General features: G+C 64.6%; 23 protein-coding genes. 9 read left to right on the forward strand and 14 right to left on the reverse strand.

Annotated features, from left to right (window positions below; genetic code table 11):
* Nucleotides 1-12: 12 nt before the first annotated feature.
* On the reverse strand, nt 13-504 hold the full coding sequence (locus BM190_RS31490) for an NUDIX domain-containing protein (protein ID WP_092261555.1): 492 nt from the start codon (nt 502-504) through the stop codon (nt 13-15).
* A 107-nt stretch (nt 505-611) separates the two neighbouring features.
* On the opposite strand from BM190_RS31490, the gene BM190_RS31495 reads away from it, so the two are divergent.
* Nucleotides 612-1493, forward strand: a complete 882-nt coding sequence (locus BM190_RS31495; RefSeq protein WP_092261623.1) for a metallophosphoesterase family protein — start codon at nt 612-614, stop codon at nt 1491-1493.
* A gap of 122 nt (nt 1494-1615) precedes the next feature.
* Here the strand turns inward: BM190_RS31495 and BM190_RS31500 are convergent, their stop codons facing one another.
* The 3 genes from BM190_RS31500 to BM190_RS31510 all read right to left on the reverse strand — a co-directional run bounded on the left by BM190_RS31500 (nt 1616) and on the right by BM190_RS31510 (nt 4241).
* The gene (locus BM190_RS31500; protein ID WP_018323283.1) at nt 1616-2170 is read right to left on the reverse strand and encodes a hypothetical protein; all 555 of its coding nucleotides are present in this window, start codon (nt 2168-2170) and stop codon (nt 1616-1618) included.
* 196 nt (nt 2171-2366) lie between these two features.
* Nucleotides 2367-2576, reverse strand: coding sequence for a DUF4170 domain-containing protein (locus tag BM190_RS31505; RefSeq protein ID WP_018323282.1), 210 nt, complete (start codon nt 2574-2576; stop codon nt 2367-2369).
* 30 nt (nt 2577-2606) lie between these two features.
* Complete coding sequence (locus BM190_RS31510; RefSeq protein WP_026202905.1) at nt 2607-4241, reverse strand: isocitrate lyase; 1635 nt, start codon at nt 4239-4241, stop codon at nt 2607-2609.
* Between the two features lie 229 nt (nt 4242-4470).
* Here BM190_RS31510 and BM190_RS31515 point away from each other — a divergent pair, with 229 nt between their 5' ends.
* Nucleotides 4471-5916: a helix-turn-helix domain-containing protein gene (locus BM190_RS31515; protein WP_018323280.1), complete on the forward strand. Its 1446-nt coding sequence runs from the start codon at nt 4471-4473 to the stop codon at nt 5914-5916.
* A 145-nt stretch (nt 5917-6061) separates the two neighbouring features.
* Here BM190_RS31515 and BM190_RS31520 read toward each other — a convergent pair whose 3' ends face one another.
* Nucleotides 6062-6355 (reverse strand): antibiotic biosynthesis monooxygenase, encoded by a 294-nt coding sequence (locus BM190_RS31520; RefSeq protein WP_014497428.1) that lies wholly within the window; start codon nt 6353-6355, stop codon nt 6062-6064.
* 231 nt (nt 6356-6586) lie between these two features.
* On the opposite strand from BM190_RS31520, the gene BM190_RS31525 reads away from it, so the two are divergent.
* Both BM190_RS31525 and BM190_RS31530 read left to right on the forward strand, forming a co-directional pair.
* Nucleotides 6587-7387, forward strand: coding sequence for a hypothetical protein (locus BM190_RS31525; RefSeq protein WP_026202904.1), 801 nt, complete (start codon nt 6587-6589; stop codon nt 7385-7387).
* Nucleotides 7388-7562: 175 nt separating this feature from the next.
* The gene (locus tag BM190_RS31530) at nt 7563-7919 is read left to right on the forward strand and encodes a hypothetical protein (protein ID WP_092261556.1); all 357 of its coding nucleotides are present in this window, start codon (nt 7563-7565) and stop codon (nt 7917-7919) included.
* 187 nt (nt 7920-8106) lie between these two features.
* Here BM190_RS31530 and BM190_RS31535 read toward each other — a convergent pair whose 3' ends face one another.
* Both BM190_RS31535 and htpX read right to left on the reverse strand, forming a co-directional pair.
* Nucleotides 8107-8748, reverse strand: a complete 642-nt coding sequence (locus BM190_RS31535) for a tetratricopeptide repeat protein (RefSeq protein ID WP_092261557.1) — start codon at nt 8746-8748, stop codon at nt 8107-8109.
* Nucleotides 8749-8885: 137 nt separating this feature from the next.
* Nucleotides 8886-9821, reverse strand: a complete 936-nt coding sequence (htpX, locus tag BM190_RS31540) for a zinc metalloprotease HtpX (RefSeq protein WP_092261558.1) — start codon at nt 9819-9821, stop codon at nt 8886-8888.
* Between the two features lie 283 nt (nt 9822-10104).
* Between htpX and BM190_RS31545 the strand changes: the two genes are divergently transcribed.
* The 5 genes from BM190_RS31545 (at nt 10105) to BM190_RS31565 (ending at nt 16723) form a co-directional block, all read left to right on the forward strand.
* Nucleotides 10105-11475 carry an HlyD family secretion protein gene (locus BM190_RS31545; RefSeq protein WP_092261624.1) on the forward strand — a complete coding sequence of 457 codons (1371 nt, stop codon included), beginning with the start codon at nt 10105-10107 and terminating at the stop codon, nt 11473-11475.
* On the forward strand, nt 11472-13412 hold the full coding sequence (locus BM190_RS31550) for a glycosyltransferase (protein WP_092261559.1): 1941 nt from the start codon (nt 11472-11474) through the stop codon (nt 13410-13412). Before BM190_RS31545 ends, BM190_RS31550 begins: the two co-directional genes overlap by 4 nt.
* A gap of 116 nt (nt 13413-13528) precedes the next feature.
* The gene (locus tag BM190_RS31555; RefSeq protein ID WP_092261560.1) at nt 13529-14830 is read left to right on the forward strand and encodes a lytic murein transglycosylase; all 1302 of its coding nucleotides are present in this window, start codon (nt 13529-13531) and stop codon (nt 14828-14830) included.
* A gap of 109 nt (nt 14831-14939) precedes the next feature.
* Nucleotides 14940-15443 carry a DUF1993 domain-containing protein gene (locus BM190_RS31560; protein ID WP_018323272.1) on the forward strand — a complete coding sequence of 168 codons (504 nt, stop codon included), beginning with the start codon at nt 14940-14942 and terminating at the stop codon, nt 15441-15443.
* A 179-nt stretch (nt 15444-15622) separates the two neighbouring features.
* Entirely contained in the window at nt 15623-16723 is a 1101-nt protein-coding gene (locus tag BM190_RS31565) for an alkene reductase (protein WP_092261561.1), read from the forward strand.
* Between the two features lie 207 nt (nt 16724-16930).
* On the opposite strand, the gene BM190_RS31570 is transcribed toward BM190_RS31565, so the two are convergent.
* The 7 genes from BM190_RS31570 to glpD all read right to left on the reverse strand — a co-directional run bounded on the left by BM190_RS31570 (nt 16931) and on the right by glpD (nt 24707).
* Nucleotides 16931-18673 carry an ABC transporter substrate-binding protein gene (locus BM190_RS31570; RefSeq protein WP_026202903.1) on the reverse strand — a complete coding sequence of 581 codons (1743 nt, stop codon included), beginning with the start codon at nt 18671-18673 and terminating at the stop codon, nt 16931-16933.
* A 130-nt stretch (nt 18674-18803) separates the two neighbouring features.
* Complete coding sequence (locus BM190_RS31575) at nt 18804-19133, reverse strand: DUF2160 domain-containing protein (protein WP_018323269.1); 330 nt, start codon at nt 19131-19133, stop codon at nt 18804-18806.
* A 69-nt stretch (nt 19134-19202) separates the two neighbouring features.
* The gene (locus BM190_RS31580; protein WP_092261562.1) at nt 19203-20009 is read right to left on the reverse strand and encodes a carbohydrate ABC transporter permease; all 807 of its coding nucleotides are present in this window, start codon (nt 20007-20009) and stop codon (nt 19203-19205) included.
* A complete protein-coding gene (locus tag BM190_RS31585) occupies nt 20009-20983 on the reverse strand; it encodes a carbohydrate ABC transporter permease (protein ID WP_092261563.1) in 975 nt (324 codons plus the stop codon). Before BM190_RS31585 ends, BM190_RS31580 begins: the two co-directional genes overlap by 1 nt.
* The gene (locus BM190_RS31590; protein ID WP_092261564.1) at nt 20983-22068 is read right to left on the reverse strand and encodes an ABC transporter ATP-binding protein; all 1086 of its coding nucleotides are present in this window, start codon (nt 22066-22068) and stop codon (nt 20983-20985) included. The genes BM190_RS31585 and BM190_RS31590 overlap by 1 nt, the downstream gene beginning before the upstream one ends.
* 12 nt (nt 22069-22080) lie before the next feature.
* Nucleotides 22081-23160, reverse strand: a complete 1080-nt coding sequence (locus BM190_RS31595; RefSeq protein WP_092261565.1) for an ABC transporter ATP-binding protein — start codon at nt 23158-23160, stop codon at nt 22081-22083.
* The gene (glpD, locus tag BM190_RS31600) at nt 23157-24707 is read right to left on the reverse strand and encodes a glycerol-3-phosphate dehydrogenase (protein ID WP_092261566.1); all 1551 of its coding nucleotides are present in this window, start codon (nt 24705-24707) and stop codon (nt 23157-23159) included. The genes BM190_RS31595 and glpD overlap by 4 nt, the downstream gene beginning before the upstream one ends.
* Between the last annotated feature and the right edge of the window lie 27 nt (nt 24708-24734).

The raw sequence follows: 24734 nt of genomic DNA on the forward strand, positions 1-24734 counted from the left end.
CACAGGCCGACCTCAGCGCCACGTCGCAATCATTGGCCGGCCGTCCAGCACTTCCGCGATCCGCAGCCGCGTCCCTCGCGTGGTGCCGTCGGGCAGCGCCGTGAGCGCGAAGAACCCGCACTCGACGATCTCGCGGTTGGGCTCGGGCTGGCGGTCCTGCCTGAACTGCCTGACGACGTAGACCGCGACGTGGTCGCGGCGGGAAACATGGCTGTTGAGGAAGATGCCGTGCAGCACGGCCTCGCCGGTGAGGTCGATATCGCCCTCCTCCTTGAGCTCGCGCCGCATCGCCTGCTCCATGCTCTCGCCGTGATCGACGCCGCCGCCGGGCAGGTACCAGCCGCTGACATAGCTGTGCCTGACCAGAAACACCCGATTCTCGGCATCCAGCACCACGGCGCGGACGCCGAGCGTCATGCCGCGGACGATGAGGAAATAGGCGTGGAAGACTCGCCGCAGCAGCGGCTCGAATTTTCGTCGAATGCGGTCCAGACGATCTCCCATCAGGCTTCCTTGAGGCCGCTGTCCCGGCGCCGCTTGCACAGTCCCCGCGACCTTGCCATTACAACGGAGCAATAGCGAGGCAATCGCACGCCATGACTCCCAACACGCTGGCCCCCTTCACGCTCGCCCATCTGTCCGATCCGCATCTAGCGCCGTTGCCGAAACCGCGGCTGATCGAGCTCGCCGGCAAGCGCGTGCTCGGCTACGTCAACTGGACGCGTAACCGCCACAAGTACCAGCGCCGCGAGGTGCTCGATGCGCTGGTCGCCGACATGAAGGCGCAGGCGCCCGACCACATCGCGGTGACGGGCGATCTCGTCAACCTCGCGCTGGAAGCCGAGTTCGCCCCTGCCCGCGCCTGGCTCGAAGGCGTCGGCCCGCCCGACCGCGTCACCACGATTCCCGGCAATCACGACGCTTATGTACGCGCCACCTCGCATCGCTTCGGCGAGACGTTTGCGCCCTATCTCGCCGGTGACGACGGCGGCATCGGCTTTCCATCCGTGCGCCGGCGCGGGCCGCTCGCGCTGATCAGCCTGTCCACGGCGGTGCCGACCCTGCCGCTGATGGCGACGGGCACGCTCGGGCGCGATCAGCTCGACTCGCTTGCAGCAATGCTCGAACGGCTCGCGGCCGAGGACGTCTTTCGCGTGCTGCTGGTGCATCATCCCCTGAAGTCCGATGCGCGGCAGAAGCGGATGACCGATTCGGCCGCGCTGCTGACGCTGCTCAAGCGCCACGGCGTCGAGCTGATCCTGCACGGGCACGACCACATTCATTCGACGATGTGGTTCGAGGGTCCCAACGGCAACATTCCCGCGCTCGGCGTGCCCTCCGCCTCCGCGCTCGCGCACGGGCGCTACCCGGCGGCGGCCTACAACCTTTTCAGAATCGAGAAGGACAATGCCGGCTGGCGCTGCGAGCAGACGGTGCGGAGCCTCGGCGCGGGATTTCAGATGGGGCAGATCAAGCATGTGAGGCTGATCTAGTTCGATGTCATTGCGGGGCGCGCGATGCGCGAGCCCGGAATCCATCGGGCCGCAGAATTGGTGGATGAATGGATTCCGGGCTCGCGCCTTTGGCGCGCCCCGGAATGACGGCGGAGAATACCTCACCAGCTCCGCAGGGCCGCCAACAGGGCGAGGCCGAACAAGGCGGCGGCGCCGAGCACGAAGCCGAACACGAACGGCCACAGGCGCGAGCGGCGCGGCGGCGGCGCGACTGCGGGCTTCGGTTCGGGCGGGACCACCATCGCGTGCTCGCGCTCGACCATGCGGCGCGCGACATAATCGGTGACGGCCTCGACGATCACAGCGGTGTCGTGCGATTCGGCGAGCACGATGCGGCCGAAGCGGGTGTCCTGGACGAAGCGGTACATCCGCTTGTCACGCCCCATCACGATGTGGGCGACAACATCGATCCAGAGTCTGGGCGTATCGCCCTGGCTGATGCCGCGGTCAAACAGATCGATTCTGTCAGGCACCTGCGCGAACAGGGGATCGAGCGCATCGTTGAGGATCTCGAGCCGCGCCACCTCGGCATCCCTGAGATCGACGACGACGCCGGTCCTGTCGGCCGCCTCGATCCGCGCGCGCAGCAGCGCATCGCGCAGCCGCACCGGGCGTGGCTGGCCGGGATGGGTCCCGCTGGTTTCGGGCTCTGACATTGTCGGCCTCGTCCTCGACTTTCCTCCATTAACCTATCAGCAACCTTGAGGCCCGCAAAGGGTCCATAATTCCAGATACTTACGGCACCCACAGGCGATTGACCTGTGCCAAAAACAGACGATCCCACCCAGGCAGAGCCTGGATGGGACCATCCGTCCTTGGACGTCTTCTTAATTCAGGTCGGCACCAGGCCCTTTAGGCCGAGACGCGCGACGGCTCTTCCACGATGGAGAAGCGGACGCCGGCCTTGTGGCGGTTCTCTTCCGAGACCGTGCGCCAGGCATCCTCGGCCTCCTTGCGGGTCTTGAACGGACCCTGCACCTGGGCCGAGCCTTCCACGAGCTTGTGGAAGTTCATCGAACCGAACTCGCCGCCGATCACCCAGAAATTGCTGCCTTTGGTCATTGTCAGTCTCCTGTCCAATAGCGTGCTGTGTTAGCCGAACTGGTTCATGGTGTTGTGGACGCCGCCCGCCTTCAGGGCAGCCTCGCCGGCGAAATATTCCTTGTGGTCGTCGCCGATGTCGGAGCCGGCCATGTTCTGGTGCTTGGCGCAGGCGATGCCCTGACGGATCTCGGCGCGCTGGACGTTCTTGACGTAGCCGAGCATGCCCTGGTCGCCGAAATATTCCTTCGCCAGATTGTCGGTCGAGAGCGCCGCCGTGTGATAGGTCGGCAACGTGATCAGGTGATGGAAGATGCCGGCACGCTTGGCCGAATCCGCCTGGAAGGTGCGGATGCGCTCGTCGGCTTCCTGCGCCAGCGGCGTATCATCGTATTCCGGCTTCATCAGCTCGGCACGGTTGTACTTGCTGACGTCCTTGCCGGCTTCCTTCATCGCGTCGTAGACCTGCCAACGGAAGTTCAGCGTCCAGTTGAAGGACGGCGAGTTGTTGTAGGCGAGCTTCGCGTTCGGGACCACCTTGCGGATGCGATCGACCATCTTGGCGATCTGCTCGATATGCGGCTTCTCGGTCTCGATCCAGAGCAGGTCCGCGCCGTTCTGCAGCGAAGTGATGCTGTCGAGCACGCAGCGGTCTTCGCCGGTACCCGGGCGGAACTGGTAGAGGTTCGAGGGCAGCCGCTTCGGACGCATCATCTTGCCGTTGCGGTTGATGATGACGTCGCCGTTGCGGGCGTTCTCCGCGGTGATTTCCTCGCAATCCAGGAAGCTGTTGTACTGGTCGCCGATGTCACCGGGCTTGTGGCTGACGGCGATCTGCTGCGTCAGGCCGGCGCCGAGCGAATCGGTGCGGGTCACGATGACGCCGTCTTCGACGCCGAGCTCGAGGAAGGCGTGGCGGCAGGCGCGGATCTTCGCGATGAACACTTCGTGCGGCACGGTGACCTTGCCGTCCTGGTGGCCGCACTGCTTCTCGTCCGAGACCTGGTTCTCGATCTGCAGCGCGCAGGCGCCCGCTTCGATCATCTTCTTGGCGAGCAGATAGGTCGCCTCGGCGTTACCGAAGCCGGCGTCGATGTCCGCGATGACGGGGACGACATGGGTCTGGAAGTTGTCGATCTTCTCGATCAGCTCCTTCTCGCGGGTCTTGTCGCCTTCCTTGCGCGCCTTGTCGAGGAGACGGAAGATGTCGTTGAGCTCGCGCGAGTCGGCCTGGCGCAGGAAGGTGTAGAGCTCCTCGATCAGCGCCGGCACCGAAGTCTTCTCGTGCATCGACTGGTCGGGCAGCGGGCCGAACTCGGAGCGCAGCGCCGCGATCATCCAGCCCGAAAGATAGAGATAGGTGCGATCGGTCTTGCCGCCGAAGTGCTTCTTGACCGAGATCAGCTTCTGCTGGGCGATGAAGCCGTGCCAGCAGCCGAGCGACTGGGTGTACTTGGTGGGGTCGTTGTCATAGGCGGCCATGTCGGCCCGCATCAAGGCGGCGGTGTAGCGGGCGACGTCGAGACCGGTCCTGAAGCGGTTCTGCAGGCGCATGCGTGCGACGGCCTCGGCCGTCACCCCGTTCCAGGTCGGCTGGGTCTTGAGGAGCGCCTGGGCCGCCTCGACCTCGTTCTGATACGAACCCGGGCCCTGAAGGGTGCTGATGCCGCGCGGCTGGTAGTTCATGTGCCTGATCCTTTCGCTGACGATGGCGATGGCTGGCCATCGACATTCTTGACAGTGCATTGCGAGATGCCTGTCAGGAGCTAAACGCGAAAACAGAAACTTCGGATAGATGGCTTGTTTTTTATTGGTGATGTCATGTAACATCGGAACATGTACTAGATGTTATTTTGTAAATCTTGTAAATTATAGGTCAGCTAGACTGTCCTTAATGTGCATGGAGTCCTGAGAAATGCCCGCCAATTCCGGCAAGAAACTCTTCGTCGGCCCGCGGTTCCGCAGGATCCGGCAGCAACTGGGGCTGTCGCAGACCCAGATTGCCGAGGGCCTCGGGATCTCGCCGAGCTATGTCAACCTGATCGAGCGCAACCAGCGCCCGGTGACGGCGCAGATCCTGCTCCGGCTGGCCGAGACCTATGACCTCGATTTGCGCGACCTCGCCACCGCCGACGAGGACCGTTTCTTCGCCGAGCTCAACGAGATCTTCTCCGATCCGCTGTTCCGCCAGATCGACGTTCCCAAGCAGGAGCTGCGCGACCTCGCCGAGCTCTGCCCCGGCGTCACCCATGCGCTGCAACGGCTCTACGCCGCCTATACCGAGGCGCGCCAGGGCGAGACGCTGGCGGCGGCGCAGATGGCCGACCGCGACGTCGGCACGCGCTTTGAGGCCAATCCGGTCGAGCGCGTCCGCGAGCTGATCGAGGCCAACCGCAACTATTTTCCGGAGCTCGAGCAGGCCGCGGAGGCCCTTCGCGATGAGCTGAACGTGCCGGCCGAGGGACTCTATGCAGCGCTCGCGGCGCGGCTGCGTGAGAAGCATTCGATCCAGACCCGCGTCATGCCGGTCGACGTGATGCGCGAGACGCTGCGGCGTTTCGATCGCCATCGCCGCCAGCTGCTGATCTCCGAGTTGGTCGATCCGCCCGGCCGCGCCTTCCAGCTCGCCTTCCAGCTTGGCCTCGGCGAATGCGCGCAAGCCCTGGAGAGCATCATCGGCCGTGCCGGACCGCTCGACGACGCGCCGCGCCGGCTGTTCCGCATCACGCTCGGCAACTACTTTGCAGCGGCCGTGATGATGCCCTACCCCGCGTTCCTCGCCGCGGCCGAAGCCCTGAATTACGACATCCACGTGCTGGCGCAGCGATTCAATTCCGGCTTCGAGCAGGTCTGCCACCGGCTCACCACCCTGCAGCGGCCGAACGCGCGAGGCATTCCGTTCTTCCTCTTGCGCGTCGACAATGCCGGCAACGTCTCCAAGCGCTTCTCCTCCGGCACTTTCCCGTTCTCGAAATTCGGCGGTACCTGTCCGCTGTGGAATGTGCACTCGACCTTCGACACGCCCGATCGCCTGCTCAAGCAGGTGATCGAGCTGTCCGACGGCACGCGCTATTTCTCGATCGCGCAGATGGTGCGCCGCCCCGTCGCGCCGCACCCGCTGCCGCAACCGCGCTTCGCCATCGGCCTCGGCTGCGAAATCCGTCACGCCGCGCGCCTGACCTACGCCGCCGGCATCGACCTGGAGAAGACCGAGGGCACTCCGATCGGCGTCAACTGCCGCCTCTGCGAGCGCGAAAACTGCGCCCAGCGCGCCGAACCGCCGATCACGCGCACGCTGATTTTGGACGAGACGACGCGGCGGGTATCGAGCTTCGCGTTCTCGAATGCGCGGGAGTTGTGACGGGCACTCTCTCCTTCGTCATGGCCGGGCTTGACCCGGCCATCCACGCGCTACAGCGTGCGAGGAAAGACGTGGATGCCCGGGACAAGCCCGGGCATGACGACCGAACATGCGGCCGCTGCTCGCCAATATCGCAAACAAGGCCCTACGCCAGCGTATGCACGATCACCGGCCCCGCAGCCGCGCTCGCATGGCCCGCAAGCAACGGCCCGAGATCCTTCTCGATCCAGGCGATCGCCCGCCGGTTCGCCTCCTCCGCCTGCTCGAACTTGTCGAAGATCGAGATCGCGGTCACGGTATCGTCGCCGGCATAGACGACGTAGTAGGCACGGAAACCGTCGACGTCGCTGATGATCGGAACGGCGCCGTCCTTGATGCGGCGCGCCAGCTCTTCCGCGCTCCCGCTTTTCGCCTTGGCCTGACGGATGGCGGCATACATGGCATCCTCCCCTTCCGGCTGTCTGGACTTTTGGGCTCTGTGCCCGGAGCCGATGTTACGCCGAAGCCCGCCGCCAATCCACGCTTGGTTAACCCCGCACTAATCTGCCGCAGCGATCTGCAACCACCGGTTAAGCACGCCTCAACATCGCTGCCTTAGTCTTGCCCCACTCACTTTTCGCAAACAACGGTGGCCTATTCTGCCGGGCGAAGTGACATCAGGGGGTTCATCATGCGCATTGCGTTGCTGCTGACCGCAACCATTGTCGGCGCGCTCTTCGCCAATCCATCCCAAGCCGGATCGCTCGATGCCGATGCAGCGCAGTCGCTGCCGCCGGGCTTCCAGAGCTATCGCGGCTACATGTTCGACCTGTCGGAGAATTCCGACCGCAAGGATGTCGACAAGCTCACCGACAATCTGAAGAGCCAGATCGACGCGGTCGAGGCGGCCGGCCTGTCGCCGCGCGTGCTGCGCTTCTTCCGCACCGTGCCGATCATCGCCAGCGAGCTCGCCTGCCTCGACGAAGGTGCCGCCACCGCCTGCTACGGCCGCGTCGCTCCCAACGTCGAACGCCGCGTGCCGCGGACGCTGACGGTCTGGGACCACGACAAGCAGCGCTGGACCAATCCGAACGCCGTCGACCTCGCGGTCGATTCGGGCCTCGGCGTGATCATGCTGCGGCCGGACATGATGCGCTACGAAAAGGAGGCGGTGCTGCTGCACGAGCTCCTGCACGCCTACCACGCGCGGCTGTTGCCGGACGGCTACGCCAACAAGGGCGTGATCGCCTATTTCGCCCTTGCCAAGTCCAAGGACTTGCTGCCCAAGGAATCCTATGCGTTGAAGAACCCCATGGAGTTCTTTGCCGTGACCGCCAGCATCTTCCTGGCCGGAAAGAGCGAATTCCACGATCCGAAGTCGCGCGAGACGCTCAAGGAGAAGATGCCGGACTATTACAAATATCTGGTCGGAGTGTTCGGCTTCGACCCGGAGCCGGCGGCTGCAAACGGCCCGGTCGCCTCGCTGAAGTGAGGCGAACGTCGAGCTGCCTCAACCAGATCAACCAAAGAGCCGCGCGAAATGCGCGGCTTTTTTGTTTTGCAGGCCGGAAGCTGCGGATGACGCCCAGGCGGGAATTGCCAAGGCGGGGCCCGATCTGCATAGTCCCGCCCGCATCGAGACCCATTTTCGAAGAGGATAGAACAACATGGCGGACGCCGACCTGGATGTCGTGATCCGGCAACTGGCCAGACAGCTGCATACGGGCCTGATGACCCGCGCCAAGGAGCGGCGGGATCGCTTCAACGGCCTGGCGGCCAAGGCCAAGGGCAAGGACACCGGCGACCGCTTCAAGATGATGGCCAAGGCCACCATGGAGCAGGCCACCGCCGCCGCCAAGCGCCTGCAGATGTCCGCCGACAACGTCGCCGACAGCTACGCGCGGTCAATGCGGCTTGCCGCTAGCGCCCCGGTGGCGGCGAAGGTCGAGAAGAAGGCGAAGGAAGAGAAGCCGGCGAAGAAGGCCGCGAAGGCGAAGAAGGCCAAAGCCAAGAAGGCGAAGTAGGCGGACGAGAAGTATCTCTCCGCACAATCAGCACCTAGGGTGGGCATAGCGACTTGTCCGCCGTAGCTCGAAGAGCGAAGGCGGAAGCGTGCCCACGCGTCTGTTGCCGTATTGTAGAGATCGTGGGCACGGCGCAAGGGCGCCTTTGCCCACCCTGCGATTCCAGGATTCGGTGGATAGAGCCCCCTCACTGCCTCGGCACTGACACCTGCGTCGGCTCGGCGCTGGCGAGTTCGGCGAGCCTGGCGCGCGCGGCTTCGCGGGTTTGACCGTCCTTGCCGGCCGGCAGCGCCAGCGCCGCCTCGAAATCGGCGCGCGCATCGTCGGCCTGGCCGCGGGCGAGGAACGCCAGGCCACGGTCGAGGCGGGCCTGCGCATCCGAGGGGTCGAGGCGAACCGCCGTGTTGTAGCTCAGAATCGCGCGGTCGAGATCGCCGGTGGCGGCGAGCGCGAGACCGCGCTGGTGATAGGGCGCGGCGCGCTTGGGATCATGCGCGATCGCCTCGTCATAGTCGGCGATGGCGAGTTCGAGGTCGCCATTCTGACGGCGCGCGAGCGCGCGGTCGCGATAGAGCGAGGCGCGGTTGGGATTGAGGTGAATGGCCTCGTCGAAATCGGCGACCGCCCGCCTGAAGTCGCCGTGGCGCAGCGCGATCCGTCCGCGCCCCTCATAGGCAAAGGCGATCAGCGATCCGCGCAGCGGCGAGAAGCCGATCACGGCGGAGCAGATGTCGGGATCGTCCTCGTCGCCGCAATTGACGACCATGTGCGTGGACAGGCCGACGAGCACGCACAGGACGATCAGCAATGGTACGGCAGCTCTGGTCATCTTCGACGGTGGCCGGCAGCGGGCCGGTCACGCATCCCCTTTCGAAGGAAGTGTCTCGCCGGGGTCTTAACACCGGCTCGGACCATCCTGTGTGCGCCAGGTCACAAAGCCGACCGCAAATTGCCGCAGGTTCCATATCAGCCCCAGGGACCACGCGAGGACGAGCGCCCCCATGGGCTGCGCGGCGGATAGTTCTCGTTGGCGCCGACCGACGGCGCCGGCCGCGTGCCGAGCTCGGCCGCGAGCTGCTGAAGCGCCGCAATGCGGTTCTGCGTCGAGGGATGGGTGGCGAACAGATTGTCCACGCCATGGCCCGACAGCGGATTGATGATGAACATGTGCGCGGTCGCGGGGTTTCGCTCGGCCTCATAGTTCGGCACCTGATGCGCGGCGCCCTCGATTTTCACCAGCGCGGAGGCCAGCCACATCGGCTGCCCCGCGATGCGCGCACCGAGATTGTCCGCGGCATATTCGCGAGTGCGGCTGATCGCCATCTGCACCAGCATGGCGCCGAGCGGGGCGAGGATCATCATCAGGATCGAGCCGACGATGCCGAGACCATTGTTGTTCTCGCGGTTGCCGCCGAAGAACATGCCGAACTGCGCCAGCATGGAGATCGCGCCGGCGATGGTCGCAGTGATCGTCATCAGCAGCGTGTCGTGATTCTTGATATGGGCGAGCTCGTGCGCGATCACGCCGGCGAGCTCCTCGCGGCTGAGCTGACGCATCAGGCCGGTGGTGACGGCGACGGCGGCGTTTTGCGGATTTCGGCCAGTCGCGAACGCGTTGGGCTGCATCTCATCCATCAGGAACACGCGCGGCATCGGCAAGCCTGCCCGGCCCGCAAGTTCCGCGACCAGCCCGACCAGCTCCGGCGCGGTCGAACGATCGACCTCATGGGCGCCGTACATCGAGAGCACCATGCGGTCGGAGTTCCAGTAGGTGAAGAGATTGGTCGCGGCGGCAATAACGAGCGCGATCATGGCGCCGGAGGCGCCGCCGATCAGATAGCCGACGCCCATGAACAGGGCGGTGAGGCCTGCGAGCAGCATTGCGGTACGAAAATAGTTCATGGCCGTCTCCCAAGGCGGCCGCGGGCGAACCTCTGGCCGGCACCCCGGAGGTATGAAGGCTGCCTGCGACTGCAAGGTTCGTGCGTCGCCCGGCCGCACATTCCATCGCGGCGTCAGCCTTTCCCGCGCCGCTAAAGCTTGAGCGGGATTTGCGCAAAAACACCCGCAGACGTTTAGCAACCTGGAAAGCGCAATCGCGGCTTAATTCGTGGTAACCGGGCACGCCGCGCGGTCGCGGCGCATTGACCGGTTCCGTTGGCACCCCGTCAGCAAGGTGACCGTCATGATGGACCGCTCGAGCGCCGCCTCCCTCGATCCCGCATCTGCTCCCTCCCCTCACGACGCCAAGATCGACGCCAAGATCGACGCGAGGACTGACGCGAAGGGATTGCAGGAGGCGCTGTACGAGCAGATGTTCGCCAATGACGAGCCCGGCCCCGCGCCCGATGCGAAGACAGAGCCGGAATCGCAGCGGCGCTGGCCACGTCTGAGGCGCGGCGCGAAGATCGCGATCGGACTTGCCCTCATCGCCATTTTCGGCTGGCTGCCGCTGCGCGCGGTCTGGGAGTATTCAAGCGTCGAGGCCGTATTGAATTCCCGCCTCGTCACCCTGCGCACGCCGATCGGCGGCCGTGTGGCAGCCGCGCAGCGCTTGACCGACCAGGCCAGACTCGACGCCGGGACCGTGGTCCTGCGCGTGGTCAACCCGCGTGGCGATCGCACCCGGCTCGACGATCTCCGGCGGCAGAAATCGCGCCTGGAGAACGAGCGGCCGAGCCTTGCCGCCAAGCTTGCCTCGGCCCAGGCCGCGCAAAAGGACCTGGCGCGACAGGCGACGCAATTCCGCGACGGGCGCGTGCTCCAGCTCGAGGCCCGGATCGCCGAGATCCAGACCTCGATCGAGGCCGCGGCAGCGCGGCGGGAGGAAGCCAGTGCCGCGGTCGACCGGGCTTCCTCGCTGGCGAAATCCGGCAACGTCTCGACCGTCGAGCTGGCACGGCTGACGCGCGAGCTCTCCGTGTCGCAGCAGATCGAGCTCGGTGCGCGCAAGCGGCTGGACGCGGCCATGGTCGAGCTTGCCGCGGCACGGAACGGCTCCTTCCTCGGCGACAGCTACAACGACCGGCCGAGCTCGGTGCAGCGCGAGGAAGAGATGCGCCAGCGTGCTGGCGACCTCGACGCCGACCTCGCACGCATCGACACCGAGATCGCCTGGCTCGCCAGCGAGATCATCACCGAAGAGGTTCGCTTCGCCGATCTGTCCGAAGCCAACATCACGACACCGGTCACAGGGCGCGTCTGGGAGATGATGACCTCGCCGGGCGAGGACGTGCAAGCCGGCCAACCGCTGCTCAAGGTGCTCGATTGCAGCAGCGCCGTCATCACCGCGAACGTCACCGAGAACGTCTACAACCGTTTGCAGCTCGGCGACCACGCGACCTTCGAGCCGAACGACGGTGGCGCGCCGATCTCCGGCACCGTGGTCAACCTGACCGGCGCCGCCGGCGCGCCCGCCAATCTCGCCATCAATCCCGACGCGCTGAGCAAGGAGCCCTATCGCGTGACCGTTGCGCTCGGTGATGGCGCTGCCCACTCCTGCACGGTGGGACGCACCGGCCGCGTGGTGTTTGCAAGGCAAGAGACCGCGCCGTGACGACGGCGCTGACGCCCGGCCTGATTGCGCTCGGCGCCTTCATGGCGATCGTGCCGCTGCTCAGGCGCGACAGCACGATGGCACGCTCGTTCCTGGCCATCGTGTCACTCGTTTTCCTGCTCCGCTATCTCCATTGGCGCGTCACAGCGACTCTCCCGCCGCCGCATCTGACCGCGGATGCCGCGGTCGGCTATCCCTTCATGCTGCTGGAAGCGGCCTCGCTCGTCGCGGTCAGTTTGTCTCTGCTGTTCCTGAGCCGAACAATCGATCGTTCCAGATCAGCCAGGATTGACAGCCGCGCCTTCGATCCCGGCGCGCCGCTGATCGACGTCTTCATCTGCACCTACAACGAGGAACGATCGATCCTCGAGCGCACGATCATCGGCGCGACCGGCATGACGTACGGCAACTACCGCGTCTGGGTGCTCGACGACGGCCGACGGCCCTGGCTGCGGCGACTTTCGGGCGAACTCGGCTGCCATTATCTCACGCGGCCCGACAACCATCACGCCAAGGCCGGCAATATCAATCATGCGCTCCGGCATGTCGGTGCGATGCCGAAGCCGCCGCAATTCGTCGCCATCCTCGATGCGGACTTCGTGCCGCGGCCCGACTTCCTGGCGCGGACCATCTCGCTCATGGACGATGCTTCGGTCGGGGTGGTGCAGACGCCTCAGCATTTCATCAATCCCGACCCGATCCAGAGCAATCTTGCTGCAACCGACGTTTGGCCGGACGAGCAACGCTTCTTCTTCGACATCCTGCTGCCGGCCAAGGACGCCTGGGGCGTCGCATTCTGCTGCGGCACCTCATCGCTCATTCGCTACGACGGACTGGTGCGGATCGGCGGGTTTCCGACCGATTCCGTCACGGAAGACTATCTCGTCACCCTTCGCCTGAAGGAACGCGGCCTCAACACGATCTATCTCAACGAGCGGCTGACGATCGGGCTCGCGCCGGAAGGGTTGAAGGAATACATCACCCAGCGCGCCCGCTGGTGCCTCGGCTTGATGCAAATCGTGCGCGGCCGCAGCGGACCGCTCTCGCGCGAGTCGAAGCTTTCCTTCATCGACCGGCTCTCGCTGGTCGATGCTTTCATGAGCTGGTCCGCGGTCTACACGTCGAAGGTGGCGGGCCTCGTGGTGCCCTGGCTGTTCCTGCTCTTCGGTATCAAGGCGGTCCGTGCCGACCTGAGCGAGCTGCTCCGGTTCTTTCTGCCGTTCTATGTCTGGCACAGCCTCAGCATGGCCTGGCTGTCGCACGGCCGCTCGCTGGCCATGATGACGGACGTGTCGCAACTCATCGCCGCGCCCGCAGTGCTGAAGGCGGTGGCAACCGGTCTGCTGAAGCCGAAAGGACACAAGTTCAAGGTCACGGCGAAAGGCGGGGACCGGGACAGGAGGTTTGTCGAATGGCCGCTGCTGCGGCTCTATGGCACCGCGCTTCTCGTTACGCTCGCGGCCATCGCTTATGCCTTCATCCTGCACCTGCGCGGCGAGAACATCGCCTACGGCGGGCTGGCTTTGGCCTGGAGCCTCTACAACGCGTTCATCCTCACCGTGGTCTGCTTCGTCTGCATCGAGCAACCGCGCAAGCGCAAGGCGGAGCGTTTTGATCGCAACGAGACGGTGCTGCTGCGCCAGCACGGCAAGTCGCATCTCGCGCGGCTCGCCGACATCTCGATCACCGGCGCCCGCCTGATCGATCCCGATCCGCCGCACCCGGGCAGCGCGATCGAATGCCGGATTTATGGCCGCCCGATCGCCGCAGTCGTGGTGCGGCAGACCGCGGACGGATTCGCGGTGCGTTTCGAGGAAGGCATGGATACACGCGTGCATGCGATCAGGGCGTTCTATGCCGGCGAGTATGTACGCGCCTATCAGGGCGTCAGGGCGCTCCCGGTCGGGAAAGCGCTGCTGATGCGACTGTTCGGCTAGACCGGCATCCACTCGCATCCCATATGCTGGCATGGCACGGAAGGGATGGCCTGAGGCCATCACTTCACCTAAACTTCGGGCGAATCCACGCCTGCCCCTTCCCCGCCGGAACCCCTATGGTCCAGACCCGATTTCTGATCGCGGCCGTCGCGCTCCTCGCATGCTCCGCCACCGCCTCCGCCCAGTTCGCGCCGCCGCCCGCCAAGCCCGTGGCGCCCAGGACCACCGCAGCCTCGCCGCGTGCGGCGTCCTGCCATAACGGTGCGAGCTTCGATCGCTTCCTCGCCGACGTGAAGCAACAGGCTGTGGCCGCCGGCGTATCGCAGCGGACGATCGCGGAGGCTTCGCCCTACCTCGTCTACGACCAGGGCATCGTCAACCGCGACCGCGGCCAGCGCGTGTTCGGCCAGCTCTTCATCGAATTCGCCGGACGCATGGCGGCGCCCTATCGCATGCAGAACGGCCAGCAGCACATCAAGCAATACGCTGCCGCGTTTGCACGAGCCGAAAAGGAATATGGCGTGCCGCCGGCGGTGATCGCCGCGTTCTGGGGGCTGGAGAGCGACTTCGGCGCCAACATGGGAAATCTGCCGACGCTGAAATCGCTGGTGTCGCTCGCCTATGACTGCCGTCGCTCGGAGATGTTCGTGGGCGAGACCATCGCCGCGCTGAAGATCATCGACCGCGGCGATCTGCATCCCGACGAGATGATCGGCTCCTGGGCCGGCGAGCTCGGCCAGACCCAGTTCCTGCCTGTGCATTACGTCAACTACGCCGTCGACTATGACGGCGACGGACGGCGCGACCTGTTGCGGTCGCCAGCCGACGTGATCGGCTCGACCGCGAACTACATTGCCAACGGCCTGAAGTGGCGGCGCGGCGAGCCGTGGCTGGAAGAGATCAAGGTGCCGCAAAACCTGCCATGGGATAAGACCGATCTCACGGTGCGAGAGCCGCGCTCGACATGGGCGCAGCTTGGCGTCACCTATCCCGACGGCCGGCCGCTGCCGAATGACAATCTCGCGGCCTCGGTGCTGCTGCCGATGGGACGCAATGGTCCGGCCTTCATGGCGTACCCGAATTTCGCGGCCTACACCGAGTGGAACAACTCGTTGATCTATTCGACCACCGCGGGCTATCTCGCCTCGCGCATTGCAGGTGCTGCACCGATGCGCAAGCCGTCGGCGCCGGTGGCGCAGCTGCCGTTCAACGAGCTCAAGGAACTGCAGCAACTGCTCGTGCGTGCGGGCTTCAATGTCGGCAAGGTCGACGGCGTGCTGGGCCAGCAGAGCCGCGCGGCCGTCAAGGCGATGCAGATCAAGCACGGCCTGCCGGCCGATTCCTGGCCGACCGCCGAGCTGCTGGCGCGCATGCGCGGCGCCACGGCGCAGGCCCAGCCGGCGGGGACGTTGCGGTAGAATTTTCGCACTGCACAAGCAGCTTCCCGCGATTGTATTTTTCCGTGAGCCTCCCATGTGAGTAGCTCAGGTTTTCTCCTGAGATTTCCCATTCACAAGCGAGCATCACATGTCCTTCTACGACGCCGTCGTCCCCGCCTATTTGCAAATGCTGAACAGCGTGACCGGCCTGCTCACCAAAGCCGAGGCGCATTGCGCGGCCAAGAAGATCGACCCGAGCGTGCTGCTCGGCTCGCGCCTCTTCCCGGACATGCTGCCGCTGTCGAAGCAGGTCCAGCTCGTCAGCGATTTCGCCGCCAAGGGCTGTGCTCGGCTCACTCATAGCGAGGTGCCCTCCACGCCTGACACCGAGACGACCTTCGCAGAGCTGAAGCAGCGGCTGGCCAAGACCATCGACTATGTGAAGTCGTTCAAGCCCGAGCAGTTCGAAGGTGCCGAGACCAAGGACGTCACCTTCCCCGCGGGCCCCGACAAATCCATCACCATGAAGGGCCAGCAATTCTTGAGCGCGTTCTCGCTGCCGAACTTCTATTTCCACGCCACGACCGCCCACGGCATTTTGCGCCACAATGGCGTCGAGATCGGCAAGCGGGATTTTATGGGCGCGAACTGATTTGCGAAATCGCACGGCCGTGGCAGTCGTAATCCACTGCCACGGCCAAAATCGCACATGAATTATGCTACGCGGCCCCCGCCGCGTAGCGCGCCTGCACTTTCCGTATGGCTCATCTCTTGCGCTTGATGTCGCGATGCACAAGTGTTCCTGACCTTTCACCGTCTGGAACATCCCCCATGAGCCGTTCGACCAAATTGTTTGAGACCTACAAGCTCGGCCCGATCACGCTGGCCAACCGCCTGGTCATGGCGCCGCTGACGCGCAACCGTGCGGCGCCCGGCACGTTCGTGCCAGGTCCGCTCGCCGCTGATTATTATGGCCAGCGCGCCTCCGCAGGGCTCCTGATCACCGAAGCGAGCCAGGTCTCGCAGCAGGGCCAAGGCTACCAGGACACGCCCGGCATCTACAGCAAGGACCAGGTCGCCGGCTGGCGCAAGGTTACCGACAAGGTGCACGAGCGCGACGGCAAGATCTTCATCCAGCTCTGGCATGTCGGCCGCATCTCGCATGTCGACCTGCAGGCGGGAGGCGCAGCCCCCGTGGCACCGAGCGCGATCCGCGCCAAGGGCAAGACCTTCGTGAACGGCGGCTTTGCCGACGTCTCCGAGCCGCGCGCGCTCCAGCTCTCCGAAATCCCCGGGATTATCGACGATTTCAAGCGCGCCACGAAGAACGCGCTGGAGGCCGGCTTCGACGGCGTCGAGATTCACGGCGCCAACGGCTATTTGCTTGAGCAGTTCGCCAAGGACGGCGCCAACACGCGCACCGATGCCTATGGTGGCTCGATCGAGAACCGCGCGCGGCTGATGCTGGAGGTGTCCAGGGCCGTCGTGGCCGAGGCCGGCGCCGACCGTACCGGCATCCGCATCTCGCCGGTGACGCCTGCCAACGATATCTCGGATTCCAACCCGCAGGCCCTGTACAACCATATCGTCGACGGCCTCAGCGCGCTGAAGCTGGTCTATCTCCACGTCGTTGAAGGCGCCACCGGCGGCCCGCGCGATATCGCGCCGTTCGACTATGCATCCTTGCGCAAGCGCTTTGCCGGCGCCTATGTCGCCAATAACGGCTACGATTTCGATCTCGCCACCAAGGTGCTGGACACCAATGCGGCCGACCTCATCGCCTTCGGCAAGCCGTTCATCTCCAACCCCGACCTCGTCGAGCGGCTGAAGCAGGGCGCAACGCTGAACGACTGGGACAAGACCACGTTCTACGGCGGCGGTGCGAAGGGTTATACGGACTATCCGACGCTCGCGGCCGAGCCGGCGGAGTAACGACCAACCACACGAAAGCTGTCATGCCCCGCGAAGCGGGGCATCCAGTACGCCGCGGCCTCTCGGTTCAATCGCGACCGTCTCGGAATACTGGATTGCCAGCCTTCGCGGGCAATGACACCCAGTGTGTAAGACGCGCTGGTGCCACAAGCGCAAAACAAAAAGGCCGGGATTGCTCCCGGCCTTTCGTCCTTGTGAGACCTTGCCTTACTTCGCTTCCGCGCGCTTGGGCGGGGTGGCCGGCCACGACTTGATCAGAGTGTCGTAGTCGACGGTCTCGCCCTTCGGCTTCTCGTTGGCGAGCTTGCGCTGCGGAGCAATCGTGCCGTCCTTCTGGGCCTTGGCGAACCAGTATTCGGCCGTCTCCTTCTTGTGCAGCTTGGGACCGCAGGCGCCCTGCACGCCGGACTTCTCCAGGCGCTCCATGACGGAGTCCTGAGCGGCGGCCAGCGCGTCCATCGCCTGCTGCGGGGTCTTCGCACCGGACGACGCATCGCCGATGTTCTGCCACCACAGCTGCGCGAGCTTCGGATAGTCGGGCACGTTGTTGCCGGTCGGGGTCCACTGCACGCGCGCGGGCGAGCGGTAGAACTCGATCAGGCCGCCGAGCTTCGGCGCACGCTCGGTGAACGACTTGTCCCAGATGTCGGATTCACGGATGAAGGTGAGACCGACATGGCTCTTCTTCAAGCTCACCGACTTCGAGATGATGAACTGGAGATAGAGCCAGGCCGCCTTGCGGCGATCCGCCGGGGTCGACTTCAGCAGCGTCACGGAGCCGGCGTCCTGGTAGCCGAGCTTCATGCCTTCCTTCCAGTACGAACCGTGCGGCGAGGGAGCCATACGCCATTTCGGCGTACCGTCCGCGTTCATCACGGCGATGCCCGGCTTCACCATGTCGGCGGTGAAAGCGGTGTACCAGAACATCTGCTGGGCGATGTTACCCTGCGCCGGCACCGGGCCTGCTTCGGAGAACGTCATGCCCTGCGCCTGCGGCGGCGCGTACTTCTTCAGCCACTCGAGATACTTGGTGATCGAGTAGACCGCGGCGGGACCGTTGGTGTCGCCACCACGCTCCACCGAGGAGCCGACCGGACGGCAGCCTTCCATCCGGATGCCCCATTCGTCGACCGGCAGGCCGTTCGGAATGCCCTTGTCACCGTTGCCGGCCATCGACAGCCAGGCGTCGGTGAAACGCCATCCGAGCGAGGGGTCCTTCTTGCCATAGTCCATATGGCCGTAGACCTTGACGCCGTTGATCTCCTTGATGTCGTTGGTGAAGAACTCGGCGATGTCCTCATAGGCGGACCAGTTCACGGGCACGCCGAGCTCGTAACCATACTTGGCCTTGAACTTGGCCTTGTAGTCGGCGTTGGTGAACCAGTCGTAGCGGAACCAATAGAGGTTGGCGAACTGCTGGTCGGGCAGCTGATAGAGCTTGCCGTCCGGCCCCGTGGTGAATGACTTGCCGATGAAGTCGTTGACGTCGAGCATGGGATCGGTGACGTCCTTGCCCTCGCCGGTCATGTAGTCCGACAGCACGACGGTCTGACCGTAGCGGAAATGCGTGCCGATCAGGTCGGAATCGTTGATCCAGCCGTCATAGACGTTCTTGCCGGACTGCATCTGGGTCTGCAGCTTCTCGACGACGTCACCTTCCTGGATGAGGTCGTGCTTCAGCTTGATGCCGGTGAGCTCGGAGAACGCCTTGGCCAGCGTCTGCGACTCATATTCGTGAGTCGTGATGGTCTCGGAGACGACGTTGATCTCCATGCCCTTGAAGGGCTCGGCGGCCTTGGCGAACCACTCCAGCTCCTTCTTCTGGTCTTCCTTCGACAGCGTCGAGGGCGTGAATTCCGCGATCCACTTCTGGATCACGGCGTCGTCGGCGGCGCGGACCGGCGCCGAGACGGCGAACGACACCGCAATGATGGCGGCGGCGCTGGACATGGTCAGAAAACTATTCTTGGCCAATGGACCTTTCCTTCTCCTAAACTGTCGCATGTTGTTCCTCCGTTGCAGCGACAAACTTTTATACAGACCCGGATTGCCCCCGGATCTGGCCGTCCCTTCGCGAGCTTCAGACCGTGCGAAAAATGAGCACGGCCGTGACCAGCGAAATTCCACTTGCGAGCCACAGGCGCGAGATTTCAACGCCCTCCTCGCCGATCGGCAGCGTTGCGATCGCATCGGTGCCGAAGAAGCCGATCCAGAGAAGGTGGATGACCGCCGCCGATATCAGCGAGATGAACAGGCGGTCGCCGCGCGTGGTCGGAATTCGGAGCACACCGACCCGCTCGGCTTCGGGATAGACCGCCGCAAGCCACGTCATCACGGCGAGCGTGCAGGCGAGCGCGGCGAAGAAGATCGCCGTCGGCAGCGTCCAGGCCATCCATGCGATGGATTCCATGCTCTTACTCCTTGCGCATGATCTGGTCCGAAAACCGGTTTGCACTTTTCGGGATCATGCGCGCTCTCCTTACACGCGACCGAGCGCAAAACCGCTCGCGATGTAGTTACGGACGAACCAGATCACGAGCGCGCCCGGGATGATGGTGAGCACGCCGGCGGCTGCCAAGAGGCCCCAATCCATGCCCGACGCCGACACCGTGCGCGTCATGATCGCAGCGATCGGCTTGGCCGACACCGAGGTCAGCGTGCGCGCGAGCAGGAGCTCGACCCAGGAGAACATGAAGCAAAAGAAGGCGGCGACGCCGATGCCGCTCGCGATCAACGGCACCAGGATCTTGATGAAGAAGCGCGGGAAGGAATAGCCGTCGAGGAAGGCAGTCTCGTCGATCTCGCGCGGCACGCCGGAAACGAAGCCTTCGAGGATCCACACCGCCAGCGGCACGTTGAAGATGCAGTGCGCGAGCGCGACCGCCCAGGGCGTATCGAACAGGCCGATCGCCGAATAGAGATTGAAGAAGGGTAGCGCGTAGACCGCGGCCGGCGCCATGCGGTTCGACAACAGCCAGAAGAACAGATGCTTGTCGCCGAGGAAGCGGTAGCGCGAGAACGCATAGGCCGCGGGCAGCGCCACCGAGATCGAGATGATGGTGTTGAGAACGACATATTCCAGCGAGTTGATGTAACCGGAATACCAGCTCTCATCGGTGAAGATGCGCTTGTAGTGCTGCAGCGTCGGCGTGTGCGGCCATAGCGTCATCGTCGAGATGATCTCGCTGTTGGTCTTGAAGCTCATGTTGACGAGCCAGTAGATCGGCAGCAGCAGGAAGATCAGGAACAGCCCCATGATGAGGCGGCGGCCGGGAATCGAATGCATCACGCCACTCCTTCCTTTGGCTTGAGCACCGGCACGGGCTTGAGCGCGGCCGCAGACTTCGGCTCCGACGCCGGCTCACTTTCGGCCTGGACTTTGCGCTCGACACCGGCGTTGGTCATGACGGTGTAGAAGATCCAGCAGACGATCAGGATGATGAGGTTGTAGACCAGCGACAGCGCCGCGGCCTTGCCGAGGTCGAACTGACCCAGCGCGATCTTGACGAGCTCGATCGACACGAAGGTGGTGGAGTTGCCGGGTCCGCCGCCGGTGACGACGAACGGCTCGGTGTAGATCATGAAGCTGTCCATGAAGCGCAGCAGCACCGCGATCAGCAAGACGCGGTTCATTTTCGGCAGCTGGATTGCCTTGAACACGGCCCAGCGCGAGGCACCGTCGATCTGGGCGGCCTGGTAATAGGCTTCGGGAATCGACTTCAGGCCGGCATAGCAGAGCAGCGCGACGAGGCTGGTCCAGTGCCAGACGTCCATCACGATGACGGTGACCCAGGCGTCGATGTCGTTGGAGACGTAATTGTAGTCGATGCCCGCGGCGTTGAGGACGTAGCCGAGCAGCCCGATGTCGGGACGCCCGAAGATCTGCCAGATCGTGCCGACCACGTTCCACGGAATCAGCAGCGGCAGCGCGAGGATCACGAGGCAGGCCGCCACCGTCCAGCCCTCGCGCGGCATCGACAACGCGACGACGATGCCGAGCGGCACCTCGATCGCGAGGATCACCAGCGAGAAGAACAGATTGCGGCCCAGCGAGGCAAGGAACCGGCCGCCGAGATCGGTCGAGGGATCGAGCAATTCCTTGAACCAGCCGACGCCGTTCCAGAAGAACTGGTTGTTGCCGAAGGTGTCCTGCATCGAATAGTTCACCACCGTCATCAGCGGCAGCACCGCCGAGAAGGCGACGACCAGGAACACCGGCAGCACCAGGAACCAGGCTTTTTGGTTGACGGTCTTGTCCATCAGGCGGCTCCCTCCACCAGAAGGCTATCGGCATAGACGTGGACGTGGGACGGATCGAATTTCAGTCCGGCCATGCCGTCCGCGCTCGTGAAGCCCGCCGGCGCGCGCGCCGCGAGCTTGGCGTCACCAAGGCGTGCCCGCGCAAAACGGATCCGGCCGAGATCGTCGAGGCGCTCGATCTTCGCCGTGAGCAGGCCGGGCGCAGGTGCGACGACCTCGACGAATTCGGGACGGACGCCGATCTCGATCTTCGCACCGGCAGGCAGATTGTCGTAAGCACGGTTCAGCGCGATGACGTGACCGCCAATGCGCGCCTCGCGTCCCCTCACCTCGGCCGGCAGGATGTTCATGCCGGGCGAGCCGATGAAATAGCCGACGAAGGTGTGTGCCGGCTTGTCAAACAGCTGGGCAGGCGTACCGCTCTGCACCACGCGGCCGTCATGCATGACGACGACGGTGTCGGCGAAGGTCAGCGCCTCGGTCTGGTCGTGGGTCACGTAGATCATCGTGAGGTCGAGCTCGCGATGCAGCGCCTTCAGCTTGGAGCGGAGCTGCCATTTCAGCTCGGGATCGATCACCGTCAGCGGTTCGTCGAACAGCACGGCGGCGACGTCGGAACGGACGAGACCGCGGCCGAGCGAGATCTTCTGCTTGGCATCGGCCGTGAGCCGCGTCGCCTTGCGGTTCAGATAGGGTTCGAGATCGAGCAGGCGGCCGATCTCGGCGACGCGCTTGTCGATTTCGGCCTTCGGCACGCCGCGGTTTTTCAGCGGAAACGCCAAATTCTGTCCGACCGTCATGGTGTCGTAGATCACCGGAAACTGGAACACCTGCGCGATATTGCGCTTCTGGGTTGACAGAGGTGTGATGTCCTTGCCGTCGAACAGGATTTGCCCCCGCGACGGCGTGATGATGCCGGAGATGACGTTGAGCAGCGTGGTCTTGCCGCAGCCGGACGGACCAAGCAGCGCATACGCGCCGCCCTGCCGCCAGGTCATGGTCACCGGCTTCAGTGCAAAGCTGTCCTGCGGCGCATCATTGCCGCCGTAGGAGTGGGCGAGATCGACGAGGTCAATGCGGGCCATGGCGCATCCCCCTCAGGATTGACCGGGAGCCGCGACCAAACGGTCGGCAGCATCGAACACGAACACATCATTCGGATCGAGCACGGCGTCGAGCGTCTGGCCGGGCTCGAACTCGTGCACGCCGTGCAGCACCGCCACCCAGTTCGATCCTTCGCGGGTCAGATGCACGAAACTCTCCGAACCGGTGATCTCGGTCACCGTGACAGTGGCATGGAAGGCATGGCGATCGGCCTCGCCATTGGCGAGCGCGAGCTGATGCGCGCGAAAACCGACGCGATAGGCGCCGTCGGCCAGCGACGAATAGAGGCCAGAGGCCGGCGAGGCGGTGCCGCCGGCATATTGAACGGAGCCGTTCTTCTTCTCGATACCGACGAGGTTGAGCGGCGGATCGGAGAAGACCTGCGCGACACGCAGGGTCTGCGGCCGGCGGTAGACATTGGCAGTCTCGCCGATCTGGAGCGCCTGGCCTTCCCACATGCATACAGTGTTGCCGCCGAGCAGCAACGCCTCGGTCGGCTCGGTCGTGGCATAGACGAAGATCGCGCCCGAGGCCTCGAAGATGCGCGGCAGCTCGGCGCGCAGCTCCTCGCGCAGCTTGTAATCGAGATTGGCGAGCGGCTCGTCGAGCAGCACGAGATCGGCGCCCTTGACCAGCGCGCGCGCGATCGCGGTGCGCTGCTGCTGGCCGCCGGAGAGCTGGAGCGGCGTGCGCTTCAGAAACGGCTCGAGCCGCAGCAGCTTTGCGGCTTCCGCCACCCGCGTCTCGATCTCGTCGCGCGGCTTGCCCTGCACGCGCAGGGGCGAGGCGATGTTCTCGTAGACCGTCAGCGAGGGGTAGTTGATGAACTGCTGATAGACCATCGCAACCGAACGCTGGCGCACGTCGGCGCCGGTAACGTCCTTGCCGTTGACCAGCACCTTGCCCGAGGTCGGCTTGTCGAGGCCGGCGAGCAGCCGCATGATCGAGGTTTTGCCCGACAGCGTCGGCCCGAGCAGCACGTTCAGCGTGCCGCTCTCAAGCGTCAGCGAGACGTCGCGGATATGCTGGACCCCCTCGACGGTTCGGGTCACGTGATCGAGCGTCACGGTCATGAGCGTCCTCCCGCTTCCAGCAGAGGACTTTGCGGCACGGCGTGGGTCCTGATCCAGTCGTCAAGCGCAGCAATCTCGTCGGCAGATAGTCGCAGGCCGAGCTTGGAACGGCGCCAGACGACGTCCTCGGCGGTCACGGCCCATTCATTGGCCATGAGGTAGCGGACCTCGCGCTCGGTCAGCGTCGCGCCAAAGGCCTGGCCGAGATCGGCCGATGATTTGGCGTCGCCGAGCAGCTTGATGGCCTTGGTGCCATAGGCGCGCGCGAGCCGCCTGGCGTGCTCATGACTGATGAAGGGATAGCCGCGCTGCAGCTCGGCGATCAGGCCGTCGATGTCGGACACATTCATGTCGCCGCCGGGCAGCGGCCATTTGCCGGTCCACCCCTCCCGCGCTTTTGCGCTGCGAAGATAGGGCGCGAGCCGCTCCAGCGCCTCCTCGGCGAGGCGGCGATAGGTGGTGATCTTGCCGCCATAGATCGACAGCAGCGGCACGCCGCCGGGCGTGTCGAGCTCGAACACGTAGTCGCGCGTCGCGGCCTTGGCTTCGCTGGCGCCATCGTCATAGAGCGGGCGCACGCCGGAATAGGTCCAGACCACGTCGCCCGGGGTCACGGGCTTCGCCAGATACTCGCTCGCCGCGGTGCAGAGATACTGGATCTCCTCCGCCGTCGCCTTCACCTTGGCGGGATCGCCGTCATAATCGCGATCCGTGGTGCCGATCAGCGTGAAATCGTCCTGGTACGGAATCACGAAGATGATGCGGCCGTCGGCGTTCTGGAACATGTAGGCGCGGTCGTGGTCGTAGAGCTTCCTGACCACGATGTGTGAGCCCTGCACCAGGCGCACCTTGGCTTTCGCGTTGACGCCGGCGCCGCGGCCGAGCACGTCCTCGACCCAGGGGCCGCCGGCATTGATGAGCGCGCGCGCCTGGATCGACGAGCGCTCACCGGTCAGCGTGTTGACCATGCTCACGGTCCAGAGGCCATCGGACTGCTTGATATCCGTTGCGCGGGTGCGGGTGCGGATCTCGGCGCCCTTGTCGGCGGCATCGCGTGCATTGAGCACGACGAGGCGGGCGTCATCGACGAAACAGTCGGAATATTCAAAGGCGCGACTGTAACGATTCGGGATCAGCGGCTTGCCGACCTCGTCACGCCGCAGATCGACCGAGCGCGTCGCCGGCAGCAGATGCCGGCCGCCGATGTGGTCATAGAGGAAGAGGCCAAGCCGCAGCAGCCAGGCGGGGCGCAGGCCGGCATGATGCGGCAAAACGAAACGCAGCGGGCGGATGATGTGGGGCCCGATGCCCCAGAGGATCTCGCGCTCGATCAGCGCCTCGCGAACGAGGCGAAACTCGTAATATTCGAGATAGCGCAGGCCGCCATGCACCAGCTTGGTCGACCAGGACGACGTCCCGCTCGCCAAATCGTTCATTTCGCACAGGAAAACCGTGTTGCCGCGGCCCACCGCGTCGCGCGCGATGCCGCAGCCATTAACACCGCCTCCAATGATGGCGAGGTCGAAAATACGCTCCAACAGACGCATCCCCCGGCGACTCGCTCGTTCCGTCGA

The sequence above is a fragment of the Bradyrhizobium sp. Rc3b genome, assembly GCF_900114915.1.
GTDB lineage: Bacteria > Pseudomonadota > Alphaproteobacteria > Rhizobiales > Xanthobacteraceae > Bradyrhizobium.

Coding starts and splice junctions, on each gene's coding strand:
- BM190_RS31520 (WP_014497428.1), bottom strand. CDS start 6,355: ATGTATGCCGCCATCCGTCAGGCCAAGGCGAAAAGCGGGAGCGCGGAA.
- BM190_RS31575 (WP_018323269.1), bottom strand. CDS start 19,133: ATGGAATCCATCGCATGGATGGCCTGGACGCTGCCGACGGCGATCTTC.
- BM190_RS31580 (WP_092261562.1), bottom strand. CDS start 20,009: ATGCATTCGATTCCCGGCCGCCGCCTCATCATGGGGCTGTTCCTGATC.
- BM190_RS31525 (WP_026202904.1), top strand. CDS start 6,587: ATGCGCATTGCGTTGCTGCTGACCGCAACCATTGTCGGCGCGCTCTTC.
- BM190_RS31555 (WP_092261560.1), top strand. CDS start 13,529: ATGGTCCAGACCCGATTTCTGATCGCGGCCGTCGCGCTCCTCGCATGC.
- BM190_RS31510 (WP_026202905.1), bottom strand. CDS start 4,241: ATGAACTACCAGCCGCGCGGCATCAGCACCCTTCAGGGCCCGGGTTCG.
- BM190_RS31515 (WP_018323280.1), top strand. CDS start 4,471: ATGCCCGCCAATTCCGGCAAGAAACTCTTCGTCGGCCCGCGGTTCCGC.
- BM190_RS31565 (WP_092261561.1), top strand. CDS start 15,623: ATGAGCCGTTCGACCAAATTGTTTGAGACCTACAAGCTCGGCCCGATC.
- htpX (WP_092261558.1), bottom strand. CDS start 9,821: ATGAACTATTTTCGTACCGCAATGCTGCTCGCAGGCCTCACCGCCCTG.
- BM190_RS31585 (WP_092261563.1), bottom strand. CDS start 20,983: ATGGACAAGACCGTCAACCAAAAAGCCTGGTTCCTGGTGCTGCCGGTG.
- BM190_RS31530 (WP_092261556.1), top strand. CDS start 7,563: ATGGCGGACGCCGACCTGGATGTCGTGATCCGGCAACTGGCCAGACAG.
- BM190_RS31590 (WP_092261564.1), bottom strand. CDS start 22,068: ATGGCCCGCATTGACCTCGTCGATCTCGCCCACTCCTACGGCGGCAAT.
- BM190_RS31595 (WP_092261565.1), bottom strand. CDS start 23,160: ATGACCGTGACGCTCGATCACGTGACCCGAACCGTCGAGGGGGTCCAG.
- glpD (WP_092261566.1), bottom strand. CDS start 24,707: ATGCGTCTGTTGGAGCGTATTTTCGACCTCGCCATCATTGGAGGCGGT.
- BM190_RS31535 (WP_092261557.1), bottom strand. CDS start 8,748: ATGACCAGAGCTGCCGTACCATTGCTGATCGTCCTGTGCGTGCTCGTC.
- BM190_RS31570 (WP_026202903.1), bottom strand. CDS start 18,673: ATGTCCAGCGCCGCCGCCATCATTGCGGTGTCGTTCGCCGTCTCGGCG.
- BM190_RS31500 (WP_018323283.1), bottom strand. CDS start 2,170: ATGTCAGAGCCCGAAACCAGCGGGACCCATCCCGGCCAGCCACGCCCG.
- BM190_RS31505 (WP_018323282.1), bottom strand. CDS start 2,576: ATGACCAAAGGCAGCAATTTCTGGGTGATCGGCGGCGAGTTCGGTTCG.
- BM190_RS31545 (WP_092261624.1), top strand. CDS start 10,105: ATGATGGACCGCTCGAGCGCCGCCTCCCTCGATCCCGCATCTGCTCCC.
- BM190_RS31560 (WP_018323272.1), top strand. CDS start 14,940: ATGTCCTTCTACGACGCCGTCGTCCCCGCCTATTTGCAAATGCTGAAC.
- BM190_RS31490 (WP_092261555.1), bottom strand. CDS start 504: ATGGGAGATCGTCTGGACCGCATTCGACGAAAATTCGAGCCGCTGCTG.